Annotated in this window: 17 protein-coding genes; 5 read left to right on the plus strand and 12 right to left on the minus strand. The window is 63.2% G+C overall.

Features of this window, described 5'->3' with window-relative positions; all coding sequences use genetic code 11:
- Nucleotides 1–4: 4 nt before the first annotated feature.
- Nucleotides 5–844, plus strand: a complete 840-nt coding sequence (locus MHX63_RS01435) for an SDR family oxidoreductase (RefSeq protein ID WP_239386925.1) — start codon at nt 5–7, stop codon at nt 842–844.
- Here the strand turns inward: MHX63_RS01435 and MHX63_RS01440 are convergent.
- From MHX63_RS01440 to MHX63_RS01470, 7 genes are all read right to left on the minus strand, one after another.
- A complete protein-coding gene (locus MHX63_RS01440) occupies nt 836–1,915 on the minus strand; it encodes a DUF5808 domain-containing protein (RefSeq protein ID WP_239386926.1) in 1,080 nt (359 codons plus the stop codon). The two genes, MHX63_RS01435 and MHX63_RS01440, sit on opposite strands and share 9 nt — an antisense overlap.
- A 10-nt stretch (nt 1,916–1,925) precedes the next feature.
- On the minus strand, nt 1,926–2,297 hold the full coding sequence (locus MHX63_RS01445; protein ID WP_239386927.1) for a GntR family transcriptional regulator: 372 nt from the start codon (nt 2,295–2,297) through the stop codon (nt 1,926–1,928).
- Between the two features lie 1,158 nt (nt 2,298–3,455).
- The gene (locus MHX63_RS01450; RefSeq protein ID WP_239386928.1) at nt 3,456–4,007 is read right to left on the minus strand and encodes a carboxymuconolactone decarboxylase family protein; all 552 of its coding nucleotides are present in this window, start codon (nt 4,005–4,007) and stop codon (nt 3,456–3,458) included.
- Nucleotides 4,008–4,032: 25 nt separating this feature from the next.
- Nucleotides 4,033–4,902 carry a type I methionyl aminopeptidase gene (gene map, locus MHX63_RS01455; protein WP_239386929.1) on the minus strand — a complete coding sequence of 290 codons (870 nt, stop codon included), beginning with the start codon at nt 4,900–4,902 and terminating at the stop codon, nt 4,033–4,035.
- An 11-nt stretch (nt 4,903–4,913) separates the two neighbouring features.
- On the minus strand, nt 4,914–6,794 hold the full coding sequence (locus tag MHX63_RS01460; RefSeq protein ID WP_239386930.1) for a penicillin-binding transpeptidase domain-containing protein: 1,881 nt from the start codon (nt 6,792–6,794) through the stop codon (nt 4,914–4,916).
- Nucleotides 6,795–6,814: 20 nt separating this feature from the next.
- The gene (locus MHX63_RS01465) at nt 6,815–7,465 is read right to left on the minus strand and encodes a response regulator transcription factor (RefSeq protein ID WP_239386931.1); all 651 of its coding nucleotides are present in this window, start codon (nt 7,463–7,465) and stop codon (nt 6,815–6,817) included.
- An 11-nt stretch (nt 7,466–7,476) separates the two neighbouring features.
- Nucleotides 7,477–8,559, minus strand: a complete 1,083-nt coding sequence (locus MHX63_RS01470) for a sensor histidine kinase (RefSeq protein ID WP_239386932.1) — start codon at nt 8,557–8,559, stop codon at nt 7,477–7,479.
- 154 nt (nt 8,560–8,713) lie between these two features.
- Here MHX63_RS01470 and MHX63_RS01475 point away from each other — a divergent pair, with 154 nt between their 5' ends.
- Entirely contained in the window at nt 8,714–9,595 is an 882-nt protein-coding gene (locus tag MHX63_RS01475) for an FtsX-like permease family protein (RefSeq protein WP_239386933.1), read from the plus strand.
- On the plus strand, nt 9,592–10,314 hold the full coding sequence (locus MHX63_RS01480; protein ID WP_239386934.1) for an ABC transporter ATP-binding protein: 723 nt from the start codon (nt 9,592–9,594) through the stop codon (nt 10,312–10,314). The genes MHX63_RS01475 and MHX63_RS01480 overlap by 4 nt, the downstream gene beginning before the upstream one ends.
- Here MHX63_RS01480 and ispG read toward each other — a convergent pair.
- From ispG to dxr, 3 genes are all read right to left on the minus strand, one after another.
- A complete protein-coding gene (ispG, locus tag MHX63_RS01485; RefSeq protein WP_011273699.1) occupies nt 10,307–11,467 on the minus strand; it encodes a flavodoxin-dependent (E)-4-hydroxy-3-methylbut-2-enyl-diphosphate synthase in 1,161 nt (386 codons plus the stop codon). The genes MHX63_RS01480 and ispG overlap by 8 nt on opposite strands.
- A 91-nt stretch (nt 11,468–11,558) precedes the next feature.
- Nucleotides 11,559–12,803, minus strand: coding sequence for an RIP metalloprotease (locus MHX63_RS01490; protein WP_239386935.1), 1,245 nt, complete (start codon nt 12,801–12,803; stop codon nt 11,559–11,561).
- Nucleotides 12,788–13,978, minus strand: a complete 1,191-nt coding sequence (gene dxr, locus MHX63_RS01495) for a 1-deoxy-D-xylulose-5-phosphate reductoisomerase (protein WP_239386936.1) — start codon at nt 13,976–13,978, stop codon at nt 12,788–12,790. The genes MHX63_RS01490 and dxr overlap by 16 nt, the downstream gene beginning before the upstream one ends.
- Before the next feature lie 143 nt (nt 13,979–14,121).
- Here dxr and MHX63_RS01500 point away from each other — a divergent pair, with 143 nt between their 5' ends.
- On the plus strand, nt 14,122–14,523 hold the full coding sequence (locus MHX63_RS01500) for a DUF2631 domain-containing protein (protein WP_239386937.1): 402 nt from the start codon (nt 14,122–14,124) through the stop codon (nt 14,521–14,523).
- Nucleotides 14,524–14,595: 72 nt separating this feature from the next.
- Here MHX63_RS01500 and rlmN read toward each other — a convergent pair whose 3' ends face one another.
- Nucleotides 14,596–15,693, minus strand: coding sequence for a 23S rRNA (adenine(2503)-C(2))-methyltransferase RlmN (gene rlmN, locus MHX63_RS01505; RefSeq protein ID WP_239386938.1), 1,098 nt, complete (start codon nt 15,691–15,693; stop codon nt 14,596–14,598).
- An 86-nt stretch (nt 15,694–15,779) separates the two neighbouring features.
- Between rlmN and MHX63_RS01510 the strand changes: the two genes are divergently transcribed.
- Nucleotides 15,780–16,172, plus strand: coding sequence for a lipopolysaccharide assembly LapA domain-containing protein (locus MHX63_RS01510; RefSeq protein WP_370643956.1), 393 nt, complete (start codon nt 15,780–15,782; stop codon nt 16,170–16,172).
- On the opposite strand, the gene MHX63_RS01515 is transcribed toward MHX63_RS01510, so the two are convergent.
- Nucleotides 16,173–17,027, minus strand: a complete 855-nt coding sequence (locus MHX63_RS01515) for a phosphatidate cytidylyltransferase (protein WP_239387146.1) — start codon at nt 17,025–17,027, stop codon at nt 16,173–16,175.
- Between the last annotated feature and the right edge of the window lie 6 nt (nt 17,028–17,033).

A 17,033-nucleotide genomic window follows, 5' to 3' on the forward strand; every position in this document is an offset into this window, starting at 1 on the left:
CGCCATGTTTGCAGTAGTCACCGGAGCAGCCTCAGGTATCGGCCGGGAGGTGGCACTGCAACTAGCTGAACACGGCTTCGCAATTGCCATCAGCGACCGCGACGAGGAAGGCCTGGCCATTACTGCCAGCGACATCACCTCCCGCGGTGGCACCGTCGCCGACCAGCGCGCCGTGGACGTAACCGACGTGGAAGCCGTAAAAGCCTGGGCGGACGACGTGGTTGCTACTCACGGCGCCCCGGACCAGGTGCACCACGTCGCCGGCATCGCCATCTGGGGTGACGTGCGCCAGATGCCGCACGAGAAATGGCAGCGCGTGATCGACGTGAACCTAATGGGATCAGTGCACATGGTGGAGGCCTTCGCGCCGAAGATGATGGAGGACCAGCCGGTGCGTCGGCGCCGCCGCGACCGCCGGAAGTTGGTGTTCGTATCCTCCGCCGCGGGCATTATCGGCCTGCCATGGCACGCGGCCTACTCCGCTTCCAAGGGCGGCGTGCTGGGCATGTGCGAGGTGTTGCGCTTCGACCTGGCCCCCTACGGCGTAGATGTGCACGCAGTCGCCCCGGGCGCGGTGGACACTCCTCTGGTTCGCACCATCGACATTCACGGCGTGGATCGCTCCAAGAAGCGCATCCAGAAGGCAACCGCACTGTTCCAGGGCCACGCCGTAAGCCCCGCCAAGGCGGCTCAAAAAATTTTGAAGGGCGTGGATAAGGGCAAGTACCTCATCAACACCAGCCCCGACATCCCTGTGGCCCGCTGGGCACAAGTTAACACCCCCTGGGCCTACAAGGGAGCGATGAAGGCGCTTAACGCTGGGTTCCGATGGGCGTCAAAATAAAAAGGGCAACGAGATAGAGGCGAGCAACACGAGCGCAATAAAAGCGAGGAACGCCTTGCCCTGCCAGTGGGCGTAGTTGAAGTCCATGCCGCCCCCGAAGCGCTTGTCTACCATCACGGCCGGATCCTCCGGGTTGTAGTAGAACATGCCCCACTTGTAGTGCTCGTCGTTGTCCCTACCCTCGCCGCTCGTGTTCGCTAGCGCGGACTGTTTCCCCGCCAGCGCCACGACCATGGCCAGGCAAACCCCAAACACGAGCACGAGCGAACCGATCATGGCCGGAGCCACCCAGTCCGTGTGCAGCACGGTCACAACCTGCAGGCTAGCGAACATAATGGCCAGCGCAACGTTCATCACCGCCAGCCACATCGCCGTATGACGCCGAACAATCTTCTGCGAAACCTTCCCCCGCAGCGACGTATCAGCTCGGGCTGGCACGCTGGCCCGTAGCGTTGCGATCGTAATCAGCGCAAAAAGCAGCACCATTCCCATACCAAAGAACGTCGGGAAGAACACCGAACCCACAGACTTGTTATCCCAGCTATCCGGTTCGAAGCCACTGCCGAAGTGAGTGGCGAAGCGCTCCGGAATATCACCCCACCGCGCGGCCACATACCCGGCCGCGACAGCGAGCACAGCCAGCGCTGCCCAGGTGAAGGCCCATGCACGTTGCGGGAATGTGTCCTCTGCCGGCGTGATCTCCCCGGCCACCACCGTGCGCACGTCGTCGAACCAGCCTTCCCGCTGCTTGGCCTCGCGTATTGGCTGCCCGGCCTGGTTGAGATTCCACATAAAGAAGCCCACCGGTACGAGGGTCAGCATTGCGCCAACCACTGGCACCACAGCGGCTGGTATCGCCAGTAGTGCAGAAACCACAGCCGCTGCAACCTGGCGTTTAACGAACGTACCCTCTTGTCGCCGCACAACATCGTCGCCCCAATGTGTCTCCGGCACGCGCACGCCCAACCGTACGCCCGGCGACGACAGCTTCGGCGTGTACACCAGGATCAGCCCCACAAGCAGCGCTGTCAGGCAGAACACTCCTGCAAGGAATGGATCGAATGCAATCATGATGGTTCTCCTATTCCCACTTCACAGTGAGGTCGTCAACCGTCGCGCAAATGTCATCAGTCTTGAAACCCTGCGCGAGCGCCCGCCACACCGTGGCTCGGAGGTCCTCGCGCAGCTGTTCACGCTGCTGTGCACTAGGCCGCTTAGGCCGCGTAATCACGGTGCCCGATCGCGCCGCCGTGAGCACTAGCCCGTCTTCTTGTAGCTGGTCGTATGCCTTCTTCACTGTTGCGGGATTGACGCCATATTCCACCGCCAACCGCCTCACCGAAGGCAAGGGTTGTCCGTCTTGCAGTTCGCCGGAGATAATCCCCGCCACGATTCCGCCGTGGATCTGTTGAGCGATCGGCACAGGCGAGTCGGGCTCCACGATGAGATACATGGGACGAAAACCTCCTTTAGAATCTGTATTACAGATAGTAACACAAACTGTATCGCTATGAGCAATACAAAAGAATCTGCTAGCCCGTTGTTCGATTTTTCTAGCTTCTATGCAAGGGGGGTGTCCGAGGTGGTTTGTATACTGCAAGCACAAGCCAGGAAAATTTTTTGACTACACCACAAAACCACCTCCGAACAGGCAATAAGGGGAAAGACCATGTTCGAGCATTCCACCACACCCTGCTGGCGCATCACCGACCCAAACGATCCACTAAGCGCCGCCGCGTGCGAAGTAAACCGCGGGCACGTAAACCTCGCCGTGGCCTGCACGCCCGAGATGAACGAGTGCGTCATCGACGTATCCACCCGCCTAGCCGTGCGCCTCGGCCTAACGGAATACCGCGCGCTAACACTGGTAGAAATCGGCCACATGTTCCGCCGCTTCCCAACCATCCTCGAGCTCGCCCGTACCGGCGCCTACTCGCTTGACCTGCTGCGATGCATGGCCGAATACCTCAGCCCCGTCAGAACAGACGTCCCCGAAATCTTCGAGGAAAAAATTTTTAAGGCGATCTCCCCGACCATCCCGAACCAGGCCATGCTGGCCAGAGCAACCATCCGCAGCCGCATCGAGAATGTGATCCGCAAGCACGATCCCCAGGCCCTACCGGATGAACCGAAGAATGCGGATGCAGGCTCTTCCGCGCGCCTCGACATCGACGATCGCCCCGATACCACCACTGTTTTCTTCTTGACGCTACCTAAGCTCGAGGGGCTCGAGATACTCAAAGCGGTCAACAGTGTTTCCAAGAGCAGTTCCTGTTCCCGCGCCGAGGCGCTGATGAGGCTCGTGCGCAGGCAGACCACGGCGGAGGTGACGCTAAACCTGTACCGCAGTGTGGACGAACCGGACTCACAGATCTGGGCTGCAGGGGGCTGGCTCAGCTCGCTGGCCACGCCGGCGTGGATGAAGCGGGTGACGCACGTCCAAGTTCCGGGAGCCGCGAGCAACGAGGGCTACTCCCCCACACCCCTGGTGCGGGCCAGCGTGGAAGGCCGCGATGGAACGTGCCGCTTCCCAGGATGCTCGGTGCCTGCACACAAGTGCCAGTTGGATCACGTGCAGCGCTACGACCACGAAAACCCACAGGAGGGTTGCCTAGCGCGGCTCGTCGACTGGAACCCCCATGACGTCCAGCGCCGTGGCCAGACCGTCATAGTTGGTGACCAGCATGACGAACGCAACCTGCTCACGCTCGCTCAGCAGCCCCCGCAGCCGCTGGGCCATGTCGTCGGAAAGCCCGCGGTCGCGGACGAGCTGCTCGGCTGCGTCCAGCAGAGTGCCGTGGCGGCCGGACCGGCCATGGTCGGGCTGGAATAGGGCGTCAATATCCTTGACCCCAACCTTTGCAGCGAGGGCACGGTGCTGGTCGGCTTCGTAGGCGCTTCCGCGCAGGTAGGCGACGCGCAGAATGATCATTTCGGTTTCGACGCGCGAGAGGTAGCCGAAGGGCATCATCGAGCCGCCGTACAGCAGCCAGAAGAAAAATAGGCGCGGAGCGCGGCCGATGGTGGCGAACACTCCGAGGTTCTTCTTCTTGGTCACGCGGGCGCCCACTCGCGTGGCGAAGGCGCCGAACGGGCCGAGGCGGCGCAGGTGTTCAGAACGTTGAGCAGGGCCGGGCCCCAGAGGTGTAGTTTTGTCTCCCATACTTCTGGGAGGTTAGCCGGTCAAGCTAGCCCTCGCTGGGAATTGTCAGAACCTCGTAGCCGTCTTCGGTGACGACTAGGGTGTGCTCGAACTGCGCGGTCCACTGGCGATCCTTGGTCTGGACGGTCCAGTCGTCGTCCCAGACTTCATAGTCCAGGCCGCCGAGGTTGATCATCGGCTCGATGGTCAGGGTCATGCCCGGCTCGAGCAGGTCGGTGTACATGGTTGGGCGGTCGTAGTGCAGCACAACAAGGCCGTTGTGGAAGGTCGGACCAACGCCGTGGCCGGTGAAGTCCTCCACGACGTTGTAGCCGAAGCGCTTGGCGTAGCTTTCGATCACGCGGCCGATGACGTTGATCTGCCGACCGGGCTTCACGGCCTTAATGCCGCGCCACATTGCCTTTTCGGTGCGTTCGACGAGCAGGCGGTGCTCCTCGGAGACGTCACCAGCTAGGAAGGTTGCGTTGGTGTCGCCGTGCACGCCGTTCTTGTAGGCGGTGATGTCGATGTTGACGATGTCGCCGTCCTGGATCACGGTGCTGTCGGGGATGCCGTGGCAGATGATCTCGTTGAGGCTCACACAGCTGGACTTCGGGAAGTGCCGGTAGCCAAGCGTGGAGGGGTAAGCGCCGTGGTCGCACATGTACTCGTGCGCCACGCGGTCGACCTCATCGGTAGTCACGCCGGGGGCAACGGCAGCGCCTGCAGCCTGCAGAGCATCGGCGGCGATGCGGCTGGCCTCGCGCATCTTTTCGATGGTCTCGGGAGTCTGCACCCACGGCTCGCCCACGTTCTCCTGCACGCTGTCCTTCCAGGCGTACTCCGGCCTTTCGATGTGGGCCGGGACGGAGCGGATGGGCGTGGGGTTACCGGGGGTCAAAGGTGCTCGAGTCATGGCTCCCTATCTTACTCTTGACGCCCTTCCGCTTCCGCTTCCGGGCCATCCAGGTTCTTGAAGAAGTCGGCGGTCACGGAGGTAGCGTGCTCCGATCCGCCCCCCAACACAATGAGGGTGGCAAAGGCCAGATCGCCGCGATATCCGGCGAGCCAGCTGTGGGACCCCTCGTTGATCTCGGCCTCACCGGTCTTGGCATAGACCTCGCCGGCGCCGGCGACTCCACTTCCGGAGCCGTTGGTGACCACGGCGCGCATCATGTGGCGGAGTTCCCCGATGGCCTTCGGATCCAGCTTCTTCTTGGCATCCTTCTTGGCCTCGTCGTTCTTGGCTTCCGTGTGGTGGTTCTCGCCAGCGATGAGGTACGGGGTGGGTGCCTTGCCGGCTGCCACGGCTGAAGCAACCAGAGCCATGCCGAAGGGGCTGGCGAGGTCGAGGCCTTGGCCGTAACCAGCTTCGGTGCGGTCAAGCATCTTCTCGCCTTCGGGCACGGAGCCGGTGATGGTCTCCAATCCCTCGATGTCGTAGTCGGCGCCCAGGCCGAACTGCGCTGAGATGTCCTTCAGTTCGCCCGGCTTCAGCTTGGTCGAAATGTCCGCGAAGGTGGTGTTACACGACTTAGCGAAGGCGTTTTCCAGCGGGGTGTTGCCCAGCGAGAAGCTGTTGTAGTTAGTGACGATGCGCCCGCCGATGTCCTGGGTGCCGGGGCAGCCGACGATCGAATCTGGGCTGAGCCCCTGCTTCTGCAGGCCCGCGTATGCGGTGAGCATCTTGAACGTAGATCCCGGCGGGTATTGGCCCATCAGGGCGACGTCGCCGTCCTCGTCGGCCTTCTCCGACTGGGCGACTGCGAGCACCTCGCCAGTCGATGGGCGCATAACCACCATCATCGCCTTGGAATCGGCGCGGGTATCCACGGCCTTCTGAGCGGCCTCCTGCACCTTGCGCGACAAAGAGACGTGGACGCTCGGGGAAGACTTCGGATCCTCGCCGCCGACCTTGGCAACCTCATTGCCCTCGCTGGTGGCGGCGACGACCTTCCAGCCGCTCTCGCCCTGCAGATCCTTCTCCACTACACCCCTGACGCGCGCCATGATGTCGGGAGCGAAGGAGGGGTCAGGGCGCACGAGGGCGGGCTCCTCGTTGAGGCGTACTCCTTCGACGTTGCCGAGGGCGCCCTGCAGACGCTTGCCCTGGCCCTGGTTAACGGTCAGGACGGAGTACTCCCCGTCCACATCAGCGGCCTCTTCGGCCTTCTCCACCGGGTCGATGCGGGGCACAGATTTATCGCTTCCCCGCAGCGAATCCAGCTCGCCGGCGATGCGCTGCATGGCGCTCTGGACGCTGGCAACCTTATTCGGATCGACGAGGACGCGATACTGGGTACCCGGCTCCAGCAGCACCGCACCGTCAGAACCCACCACGTTGGCGACAGTGGCGGGAACGCTGCGCAGTTCCAGGTGCTGGTTGGCACCCAGCTCCGGGTGCAATACCGCAGGCTGCCAGCGCACGGACCAGTCGTCGCCGGTGCGGGTGAGGTTCATCGAGGAGTCATAGGAAAACTCGCGCCCGCCCGGCAGATCCCAGCGCATCGAATACTGCGCGGTGGCCTGGTTGTCCTGGGTATTGACGTTCTTCAACTCCGTCTGCAGGCCCTCAGCCTGCAGAGACTCCCAAGCCTTCGCGATGGCATGGGTTGCCTTGTCGGGGTTATCGGTCTCCCCTCCAGCCTGCGAGGCTTCGCCCGGATTGGACAGGGCGGCGAGGAAGGCCTGGGCGGCGTCATCAGCAACATCGGGTTTCGGCGTACAAGCCGCAGCGCCCAGCACTAGGCCAGCCGTCGTGACGGCCGCGGTGATGCTCCGGCGAGGGGTCCAAGAGGTGGTGCGCATAGGCACAGAGAATAACAGGGTTAATCGATGATTCCGCGTTCCCTCGCCACGGCGACGGCAGCTGTTCTGTTTCTCACATTGAGCTTGGAGAAAACGTGCGCCATGTGGGACTTCACGGTCGCCTCGGTGAGGATGAGGTCCTTTGCGATCGCCCGGTTGGACTTGCCCTGACTGGCGAGGGTGAGCACCTCCTGCTCGCGGTTGGTTAGTGACTCGAAAGGGTTGGCCAGCCGGCCGCGGAGCTTGCCCATGATGTTCTTGTTCATCACCGTCTGCCCGCGAGCGGCCTGGCGGATGCCCTCGGCCAACTCGTCGGGGGCGCAATCTTTGAGGAGGTAGCCCACCGCGCCGGCGGAGATGGCGCCGAGGACATCGCTGTCGGTGGAATAGTTCGTCAATATCAGCACCTGCGGGGCGGGCTTGCGCTTGCGGATCGCGCGGGTGGCACGCACTCCCCCGGACTCTGCGCCCTCGCTGCTGGGGCTTTCTCCGAAGCGCAGATCCATAAGCACCACGTCGGGCTGTTCCTCAGCGCAGATGGTGACGGCGCGGTCGGGGTCGCCGACAGAGGCCACGATCTCCACGTCGCCCGTTCCGCGCAGCATCGCCTCGATCCCGGCGCGCACCACGGGGTGATCGTCGCAGATCAGGACACGTAGCTGGTCTGGCACTGTCTAAACTCCTAACGAATCGGCACCTGGATGGATACACCACAGCCGGCGCCCGGCGAGCTTTCCACGTGCATGGTCGCGCCGATCAGGTTGGCGCGGCGCCGCACGCCCGCCAGGCCGACCGGCGACAGGCTCATCTTGTCGGCGGCGATCTTGCTGACTAGTTCTTCGTCCATGCCCCGGCCGTTGTCCACGACATCGAGGCTGAGCAGGTCGCTCTGGTAAGTCAGGGTGACCCGGGCGCGCGTGGCCTCCGAGTGCTTCACCACGTTAGAGACGAGGGACTGCGCAATGCGGGTGAGCTCCTGCTCCACCTTCTCATCCAGGTCATAGAGCTCACCCTCGACCTCGAAGCTCAAGGCCTCGCCCAGTGGGGTACCGGAGCTCACGCGCGCCAGGGCTATTGGCAGGTCGCCGCCGACCAGCGGGCCGGGTTGCAGTGCGGCGATGATGCGCCGGGTTTCGGCCAGGTTGTCCTCGGCGGTGGTACGGGCAAGACGCAGGTCCTCCAACACCTCCGGGTCCTCCACCCGCTTCTCTACAGCCTGCAGAATCATGTGAATGGAGCTTAGACCCTGCGCGATAGTGTCGTGGATCTCCCCGGCCAGGCGCGTGCGCTCGCCCATTTCGCCTGCGTGACGGCTGGCTGCCTCGCGGGCGCTGGCTTCGTCGCGCAGTTCCTTGAACCCCACGCCGACGACGGTGGCGACCACTGCGGCGACGATCGGCCCCAGTGCCTCGCCACCCTGATAGACCGACAGGGTGGTCACCACTGCGTTGCACACGATCGCCGGCCACAGTGGCAGTACGCCGACGCATAGGAAGAACAGCGCGAATGCCATGAAAACGGCGCTCGGAGCCACCAGCAGCAGGCACGCCCAGGTGGCGATGACCAACGTCAGCCACAGCCAGGTGGGGCGCAGCCACAGGCCCATAACGTAGATGAAGCACAAGGCCACCGCGTTCCACGACCAGCCGTCCCTGATGATGACCACGGCCATCAGCAGGGCCATCAGCAGGTGGAGCCCCATACCCAGGTAAGCCCAGGCACGGTTCAGTGCAACGACTTTGTTTGACTTGGCTTTTTGTATCATGATCGCCACCAAGTCTAGTGGCCGAAAGGTGCTATCCGCCTCCGCCAAAAGTATGAGGCAAAGACTACTCCTTAGCCCGATGTGTTCCTTCTATAACGCGCGAAGAATAGGAACCATGCTAAGTAATAGGTCGTTAACCCCGGTTCGGGGATTCATGTTTCAGGGGATCCGCGAGCTGCGCGTATCCCGTGGCAAGACGGCGCTGATCATCACGACCGTCCTGCTCATCACCGCAATGGTCACGCTCCTGAGCTCCATGTCGGCAGGCCTGAGCTATCAGTCCGCCTCCGCCTTGGAGCACAAGGTCGGCAACGATTGCCAACTCGTGCTGAACGATTCCGGCGGCACTGTGAACTTGAGTACTGGTTCTCTTACTGACGCCCAAGTCAGCGAGGTTGAGAGCCGTGGCGGAGAGGTCGTCACGATGGCCCGCTCGAAGGATGCGGAGGGTCAGGCTTTCATCGCGATGTCCTACGAAGGCGACAAGCCCAGCGAGGACCTCTACCTCGAGCACCAGCCCATCCACTGGATGAGCACCGCCGAGGTGGAGAACCTGCCCGGAGCCTCCGCCTTCGGTGTCGTCGCCGAGGATGCAGAACCGGTCGACGGCGCGGTCATGCTGAAGGGCAAGGATGCACTGGAAGCCAGTGCATCCTACAAAGGCGAGCAGTCTTCCCTGAGCCTCATGATCGTGCTGCTCTACATGATCTCCGCCCTGGTGCTGGGTGCGTTCTTCACCGTATGGACGATGCAGCGCCTGCGCGGCGTGGCGATCACTGTGGCGCTCGGCGGCACGCGCTCCAGCATCCTAAGCGACGCGGTCGGCCAGGCGCTGGTCGTGCTCTTCGTAGGCATCGCCGCAGGCACCCTCCTCACCGTCGGCGTCGGCGGGTTCATGGAAGGAATCCCCATGGACGTCACCGCCAACACCACCCTCGTCCCGGCCGCCATCCTGCTGGCAGCAGGCCTGCTCGGCGCCGGCCTGTCCATCATCCCCGTAATGAAGGTCGATCCGCGAAAGGCAATGAACTCATGATCTTCCCAGCACTCGAAGTAAAGAACATCTCCCTCGAGATCACCGACGGAACCACCAAGCGCAACCTGCTGACGGACGTCACCTTCGACGTGGATCCTGGCGAGGTCGTAGGCATCACCGGCCCCTCAGGTTCCGGTAAGTCCACCCTGCTGTCCATCATCGGCTGCCTGGAGACCGCCACCTCCGGCTCCGCCACCCTGCACGGCGCGGACGCCCTAGAGCTCGGTACCGTCTCCGGCCGCCAGGCCGCGGAGATCCGCCGCCGTCACCTGGGGATTGTGTTCCAACAGCCGAACCTGCTGCCGGCACTGACGGCCAAGGAACAGCTCATGGTGATGAGCCGCCTGGATAAGCCATTCGGCATCAGCGGCAAGACGTGGCGTCAACAAGAAGAAAAGGCCGAGCACCTACTCAAGGAAGTGAGCCTGGAAGGGCGAGAGAATGCGAAGGTTTCCGAGCTCTCCGGCGGCCAGCAGGCGCGCGTGAACCTGGCTCGTGCCCTGATGAACGATCCAGCACTGCTGCTGGTCGACGAGCCGACCGCGGCGCTGGATACCGCCAACGCACAGCGCGTCACCGAACTGATCTTGGACCTGGCCCGCGAGCGCAACACACCGGTGCTGTACGTCTCCCACGACCAGGAGCAACTTGCCACGCTGGACCGCCGCATCGAGCTGGTAGACGGCAAGGCCAGCGAGGCAGAGCTGGCGACTACTTAGTCACCCGCACCTCGGCCTTCTGGCCCTCGACGGCCTCCAGGCCCTCCTCCTCGGCGATGCGCATAGCTTCCTCGATGAGGGTTTCCACAATCTGATCCTCCGGCACGGTCTTGATGACCTCGCCCTTGACGAAAATCTGGCCCTTGCCGTTGCCGGAGGCCACGCCCAGGTCAGCATCACGCGCTTCGCCTGGGCCATTCACCACACACCCCATGACGGCCACGCGCAGTGGGAACTCCATGCCCTCCAGACCCGCGGTGACTTCGTCGGCCAGCTTGTACACATCCACCTGCGCGCGACCACAGGAAGGGCAAGACACGATCTCGAGCTTACGGGGGCGCAGGTTCAGTGACTGCAGGATCTGGTCGCCGACCTTGATCTCCTCCACCGGGTCCGCGGACAGGGACACACGGATCGTGTCGCCGATGCCCTCGGCCAGCAGGGCTCCGAAAGCCACAGAGGACTTGATGGTGCCCTGGAAGGCCGGGCCGGCCTCCGTGACACCCAGGTGCAGCGGGTAATCCGACTGGGCGGCGAGCTGGCGGTAGGCCTCCACCATCACGACCGGGTCGTTGTGCTTCACGGAGATGGCGATGTCGCCGTAGCCGTGCTCCTCAAATAGGCTGGCTTCCCACAGCGCGGATTCGACCAGCGCCTCGGGCGTGGCCTTCCCGTACTTCTCCATGATGCGCTTGTCCAGCGAACCGGCGTTGACGCCAATACGGATCGGAATGCCCGCATCCCCGGCGGCCTTCGCAACCTCCTTGACTCGGCCGTCGAACTCCTTGATGTTGCCGGGGTTCACGCGCACCGCCGCACAACCTGCGTCGATAGCGCTGAAGATGTACTTCGGCTGGAAGTGAATGTCCGCGATCACCGGGATCGGGGACTTCGCGGCAATCGCGGGCAGAGCCTCGGCATCCACCGTCTTCGGGCAAGCCACGCGGACGATGTCGCAGCCGGAGGCGGTCAGCTGGGCGATCTGCTGTAGCGTCGCATTAACGTCGTGCGTCTTCGTGGTGGTCATCGACTGCACCGAGATCGGGTGGTCGCTGCCGACTCCTACCCCGCCGACCATAAGTTGGCGAGTCTTGCGCCGCGGGGCCAGAACCGGAGGCGGACCGTCGGGGATACCCAGGGAAATACCAGACATGTACGAAGACAACCTTTCAGTCGTGAATGCCGTTGAAACTCTCACCAATTCTACGCGCCCATCGGCGGGTGCAGAGGCGGGCGTCAATTAACTAGAAAATACGGATCGGGTTAACCACATCGGCGACGATCACGATAATGCCAAACACCAGCAGCACCGCCGTGGCCGCATACGTCAGCGGCATCAGTTTCGTATAGTCGGCCGGTCCGCCGGGCTGCTTGCCGCGCAGGCGGCGGAAGAAGTCGCGGATCTTTTCGTAAATCACCACAGCGATGTGCCCGCCGTCCAGCGGTGGCAGCGGCACCAGGTTGAAGGCGGCCAGGAAGAGGTTCAGGCTCGCCAAGGTCATGAGGAAGCTCATCCACTGCTGGTACTGCACCAGCTCGCCGCCGACGCGGGAGGCGCCGACCACGCTCATCGGGGAATCGTCCTCGCGGTTGCCGCCGAAGATGGACTCGACCACGCCCGGCACGCGCTGCGGCAGGGCTATCAGGCCGTGGAAGGTGTCGTTGACCATGCCGCCGGTAAAGGACAGCGTGCCGCCCACCGCGCTGGCGGGGTTGTACTGGTTGATCACGAGCTCCGGGCGCTTGGCGCGGATGCCGACGGCGCCGGAGGTCATGGTGTTGCCGGCGGAGTTCATGCGCTCGACCAGTTCAATCTGTAGGTCGAGGTTCTTGTGCCGTCCGTTGCGGTCGACGACTGCCGGGACCGTGATGCGGTCGCCGACCTGCTTACCGTCGTCGGCGGCGCGCTCGGCCTCGGTGGCGATGGCCTTGGTGAACTCCCGGAAGTCTTCTGTCTCTTCGCCGTTTACGGAGAGGAAGGTATCGCCGGTTTGGACGCCAGATTCCGCCGCGGGACCGTCTCCCGAACACTCTTGCAGAGTGCCATCCGAATTTTGCTTCGCCGGTGCACACTGGGTGGATTCGACGGTGGGAGTAAAGACCACGTTGCGGTCCGGCAGCCCCCAGGCCAGCGCCACCCCGTAGAGGATGCCGAGCGCCAGCAGGATGTTCATGATGATGCCGCCGAGCATGACGAAGATGCGCCGATACGCCGGCTTGTCGTACATGGCATACGGGCGCTCTTCGTCGGTCATCTCGTCCAGCTTCGTCATGCCCGCGATGTCGCAGAAACCACCGAGAGGTACTCCCTTCAGGCCGTATTCGGTGTGGCCTTTGCGGAAGCTAAAGATCGTCGGGCCGAAGCCGATGAAGTAGCGCCGCACGCGCATGCCGGACATGCGGGCGGCAATCAGGTGCCCCGCCTCGTGCAGGGCGATGGATAGAGCGATGCCTAGGGCGAAGAGAAGGACCCCTAGTCCAAAAGCCACGTGGCCATCCTTTCGTGCGCCTTGGCTCGGGCTTCGCGCTCCGCAGCCAGGACATCTTCCAGATCGTTGGGTTCGGCAGACAAGTGCTGGCAAGCCTCCATGGTTGCCGCAATCGTGTCCACAATGCGGGGGAAGCTGAGCCTGCCGTTGAGGAACTCGACAGCCGCTTCCTCATTCGCAGCATTATAAACCGCGGGCATCGTTCCCCCGGCAGTGACCGCCTGGCGTGCCAGGATAACGGCCGGGAAGACCTCGTCGTCCAGCGGTTCGAAGTGCCAGTCGGTTGCTTGGGAAAAGTCCAGCTTGGGCTGTGCGTCCGCGATCCGGTCGGGCCAGCCCAGGGCCAGGGAAATCGGCAGTTTCATCGACGGCGGGGAGGCCTGGGCGATCGTCGCCCCGTCAATGAAGGTGACCATGGAGTGGACGATCGACTGCGGGTGAACCGTCACATCGATCTTCTCGGCGGGGATGCCGAACAGCAGGCTGGCCTCAATCAGTTCCAGCCCCTTGTTGACCATCGTCGCGGAGTTAAGGGTGTTCATCTGCCCCATCGACCAAGTTGGATGGTTGGCGGCCTGCAGCGGGGTTACGTCCTCCAGCTGAGCGCGCGTGTAGCCGCGGAAAGGGCCGCCCGAGGCGGTGAGCACCAGCGAGTCCACCTCGTCCACCCGCCCGGAACGCAGGCACTGCGCCATAGCGGAGTGTTCGGAATCCACGGGGATCAGCTGCCCCTCGTCCGCCGCCCTCAGCACCAGCTGGCCGCCTGCGACGAGGGATTCCTTGTTCGCCAGCGCCAGCTTCGCCTTAGTACCCAAGGTGGCCAGGGTCGCGTCGAGCCCCAGAGAGCCGACTAGGGCATTCAAGATAACGTCGCCCTCCCCCAGTTCCGGCCCTATGGCCTCGACCAGCTCACGGGCGGAATCTTTGCCACGGATGCAGTGGGCGCCGAACTCCCCGTCCAGCCACTCCGCCGTGTGCTCGGAGGCCACCGCCACGCGCGCAAGATCCAGTCCAAAGTCGCGGGCCTGCTGCGCCAGCACGTCCGGCTTGGAGCCGTGCGCGGAAATGCCAACCAGCTCGAAGCGCTCTGGGTTATCCGCCATCACCTCCAGCGCTTGGGTGCCGATGGATCCGGTGCTGCCTAGTACTACTACTCGCGTTTTCACGCGGTCCATTCTATTTCTTTTCTTTATGGCGCCCCGTCTCCCCACCTAAATTGGGTACTTTCCTGGCCACGCCTGCGCACGGATAGGGACATTCTTGTCCCGATGTGTCAAAATAGCGGGGATAGAATTTTTTTGACTTTCAGGAGGAAACGGTGGCGCAACACTCTAAGGAAGCTGAAGTTTACAACGGCGTATCCACCGCGGACGTTCCGTCTGCGGCTTGGGGCTGGAGCGAGCTTCCGCGTCGCGGAATCATTACCGCCGGTGTCATCGGCGGCCTGTTCTTGCTGGGCATGCTTTTCGGCAACCACAAGGGCAACGTTGAGAACATCTGGCTGATCGTGTTGGCAGTCGTGGTCTTCCTCGGCGTTGGCCTGTGGGTGGCCCGCCCGACCTTCAAGCAGCGCACGACCGTTACCGCTCGCAACAAGCCCGAGGACCATGTGGAGCCGGTCTGGTCCGCTGACCAGCTGAACCTGACGGGTGCTTACGCCGACCTGAGCGACGATGAGCTGCGCAGCCAGAACATCGACCCGGCTACGCTGAATCGCTAGCTCTGATCCGCTAGTTTTTAGCCCCCAAAAAATTTTTACTGCGCAGGCTGCTTTAAAGCCTGCGCAGTTTTTTTATCGCTCTTCTGCCGCCAGCTGGCCACAGGCCGCGGCGATCTCCTGGCCCTTCGTGTCTCGCACGGTACAGGGCACGCCCTGGGCTTCCACACGGCGGACGAACTCGTCCTGCCGGTCCTTCGGGGAGGCATCCCACTTGGAGCCGGGCGTGGGGTTCAGCGGAATCAGGTTGACGTGCACCTTCGTGCCCAGCGCTCCACGTAGCTTCTTCCCCAGCAGGTCCGCGCGCCACGGCTGGTCGTTCATGTCGCGGATCAGTGCGTACTCAATGGAGACGCGACGGCCGGAGGTATCCGCGTAGTAGCGCGCGGCGTCCAGCACCTCCTCCACCGACCAGCGGTTGTTCACCGGGACGAGCTCGTCGCGCAACTCGTCGTCCGGGGTGTGTAGGGAGACGGCCAGGCGAACCTTCATCTCCTCGTCCGCCAGCTTGCGGATCGCCGGGGCCAGCCCGACCGTCGACACGGTGATGTTGCGCTGGGAAATGCCGAAGCCATCCGGCGCTGGTGCGGACACCTTGCGGATGGTGTCCACCACGCGCTTGTAGTTGGCCAGTGGCTCCCCCATTCCCATGAACACGATGTTGGACAGGCGACCACCCTCCTCCTGCATCGTGCTAGCCGCCGCGCGAGCCTGCTCCACCATCTCGCCCACGGAGAGGTTGCGATCCAGGCCGCCCTGGCCTGTCGCGCAGAATGGACAAGCCATGCCGCAACCCGCCTGGGAGGAAATGCACAGCGTGGCGCGCCCCGGGTAACGCATCAGCACGCTTTCCAGCATCGTGCCGTCGTGCAGGCGCCACAGCGTTTTGCGCGTCTCGCCGTCGTCGGCCTCCATGTTACGCATGGGGTGCATCAGCTCGGGGAAAAGAGCATCCTTTACCGACGCGCGCTTGGGCTCGGGCAGGTCGGTCATCACCATCGGGTCGCCCTGCAGGCGGCCGTAGTATTGACGTCGAATCTGATCCGCCCGGAACTTCGGCAGGCCGAGCTCCTGCACCCGCTCCTTGAGCGTCTCCTCATCGAGATCCGCCATGTGCACTGGCGGCATCCCCCTTTTGGGTGCTGCGAACTGAAGTTTTACTGGTGTAGCCATGATGCGCCCATTATTGCACGTAACGGGGGTAACCCTCACATTGCGAAAATCTGAACCCCACCAGGTTATGCCGTTGAATGGTAGGTATGAGCGACAACAACCGGAAGTCCATACCGCAGCCGACCAACAAGCAACCGGCTAACATTCCTTCGCACCCGCCGACAACGCACACTAAGCCTCCAGCTGGAACCTCGGCGCAGAATCCGGCGTCACCAAAAAAGAACAGCGAGCACCGCGAGGTGAAGAAGACCCTGGCGGGAACGACGTGGGTGGCGCTTATCGTCGGCGTGCTGCTGCTGATCCTGTTGCTAGTGTTTATCCTGCAGAACCAGGAATCCGCCGAGCTGCAGCTGCTGGGCTGGACGATGACCTTCCCGATCGGTGTGGGCATGCTGATCGCCGCGATTGTCGGTGCGCTGATCATGGCGCTGGTCGGCGGCGTGCGCATCGTGCAACTGCGCAAGCAGGTTACGGAATAGCTACACGCCGCTGAGCATATTCAGCACAACCCAGGTGATCATCGCCGAAGGCAACATGCCGTCCAGGCGATCCATCAGGCCGCCGTGCCCCGGCAGCATGCCCGACATGTCCTTGATCCCGAGGTCGCGCTTGAACTGCGACTCCACCAGGTCGCCGAGGGTGGCGCAGCAGGCCAGGCCGGGGCCCAGCAGCAGTCCGACCCAGAACGGGCCGGAAAGCAGCAACGTCACGCAGGCCACGCCAATGGCGGTGGATAGGATCAGCGAGCCGACGAAGCCCTCCCAGGACTTCTTGGGGCTGACCGCGGGCGCCATCGGGTGCGTGCCGAAAAGGACGCCGGCGATGTAACCGCCCACGTCGGAGCCCACAACACACAGCATGAACGTGACGATGAAGGCCCAGCCGTCGATGTGATCGCGCTCCATGCGCGACAGCATGGCTGCGAAGCTGCCGAACAGGGGGATCCACGTCAGCACAAAGACGCCGACCGCCGTATCCCGAAGATAGTTATGCGGTGGCGAGGAGCGCCCATGGTGGAATAGGCGCGTCACCATCAGCAGCAACACGCTGATGACGAAGCCCGCCAGCGCGCCCGTCGGCCCGAAGGGCCACGAGAGCCACACGATCACCTGCGCGCCTAAAAAGAGGACGGGCAGGTTCAGCACATAGCCGCCCTCGTAGAGCCGGCGCCAGACTTCATAAACCGCCAGCGACAAGGCCAAGGCCACCAGCGGATACCATGCGAACGGTGTAAAGAGCCCCGCAATGGCGATGGCGCCCAGAAATACGCCGACAGCGATGGCCTGTTTCAGATCCCGGCCGGGACCATTCTTGGGTTTCGGGCGAGCAACGATGGGAAA

Origin of the sequence: Corynebacterium sp. ACRQK (genome assembly GCF_022345965.1) — a bacterium.
Classification (GTDB): Bacteria; Actinomycetota; Actinomycetes; order Mycobacteriales; family Mycobacteriaceae; genus Corynebacterium.

Bases quoted from the DNA above. Each gene is read 5' to 3' on its own strand.
- MHX63_RS01510 (WP_370643956.1), top strand. From the start codon at position 15,780: ATGAGCGACAACAACCGGAAGTCCATACCGCAGCCGACCAACAAGCAA.
- MHX63_RS01460 (WP_239386930.1), bottom strand. From the start codon at position 6,794: ATGCGCACCACCTCTTGGACCCCTCGCCGGAGCATCACCGCGGCCGTC.
- MHX63_RS01440 (WP_239386926.1), bottom strand. From the start codon at position 1,915: ATGATTGCATTCGATCCATTCCTTGCAGGAGTGTTCTGCCTGACAGCG.
- MHX63_RS01480 (WP_239386934.1), top strand. From the start codon at position 9,592: ATGATCTTCCCAGCACTCGAAGTAAAGAACATCTCCCTCGAGATCACC.
- ispG (WP_011273699.1), bottom strand. From the start codon at position 11,467: ATGTCTGGTATTTCCCTGGGTATCCCCGACGGTCCGCCTCCGGTTCTG.
- rlmN (WP_239386938.1), bottom strand. From the start codon at position 15,693: ATGGCTACACCAGTAAAACTTCAGTTCGCAGCACCCAAAAGGGGGATG.
- map (WP_239386929.1), bottom strand. From the start codon at position 4,902: ATGACTCGAGCACCTTTGACCCCCGGTAACCCCACGCCCATCCGCTCC.
- dxr (WP_239386936.1), bottom strand. From the start codon at position 13,978: ATGGACCGCGTGAAAACGCGAGTAGTAGTACTAGGCAGCACCGGATCC.
- MHX63_RS01475 (WP_239386933.1), top strand. From the start codon at position 8,714: ATGTTTCAGGGGATCCGCGAGCTGCGCGTATCCCGTGGCAAGACGGCG.
- MHX63_RS01435 (WP_239386925.1), top strand. From the start codon at position 5: ATGTTTGCAGTAGTCACCGGAGCAGCCTCAGGTATCGGCCGGGAGGTG.
- MHX63_RS01445 (WP_239386927.1), bottom strand. From the start codon at position 2,297: ATGTATCTCATCGTGGAGCCCGACTCGCCTGTGCCGATCGCTCAACAG.
- MHX63_RS01450 (WP_239386928.1), bottom strand. From the start codon at position 4,007: ATGGGAGACAAAACTACACCTCTGGGGCCCGGCCCTGCTCAACGTTCT.
- MHX63_RS01470 (WP_239386932.1), bottom strand. From the start codon at position 8,559: ATGATACAAAAAGCCAAGTCAAACAAAGTCGTTGCACTGAACCGTGCC.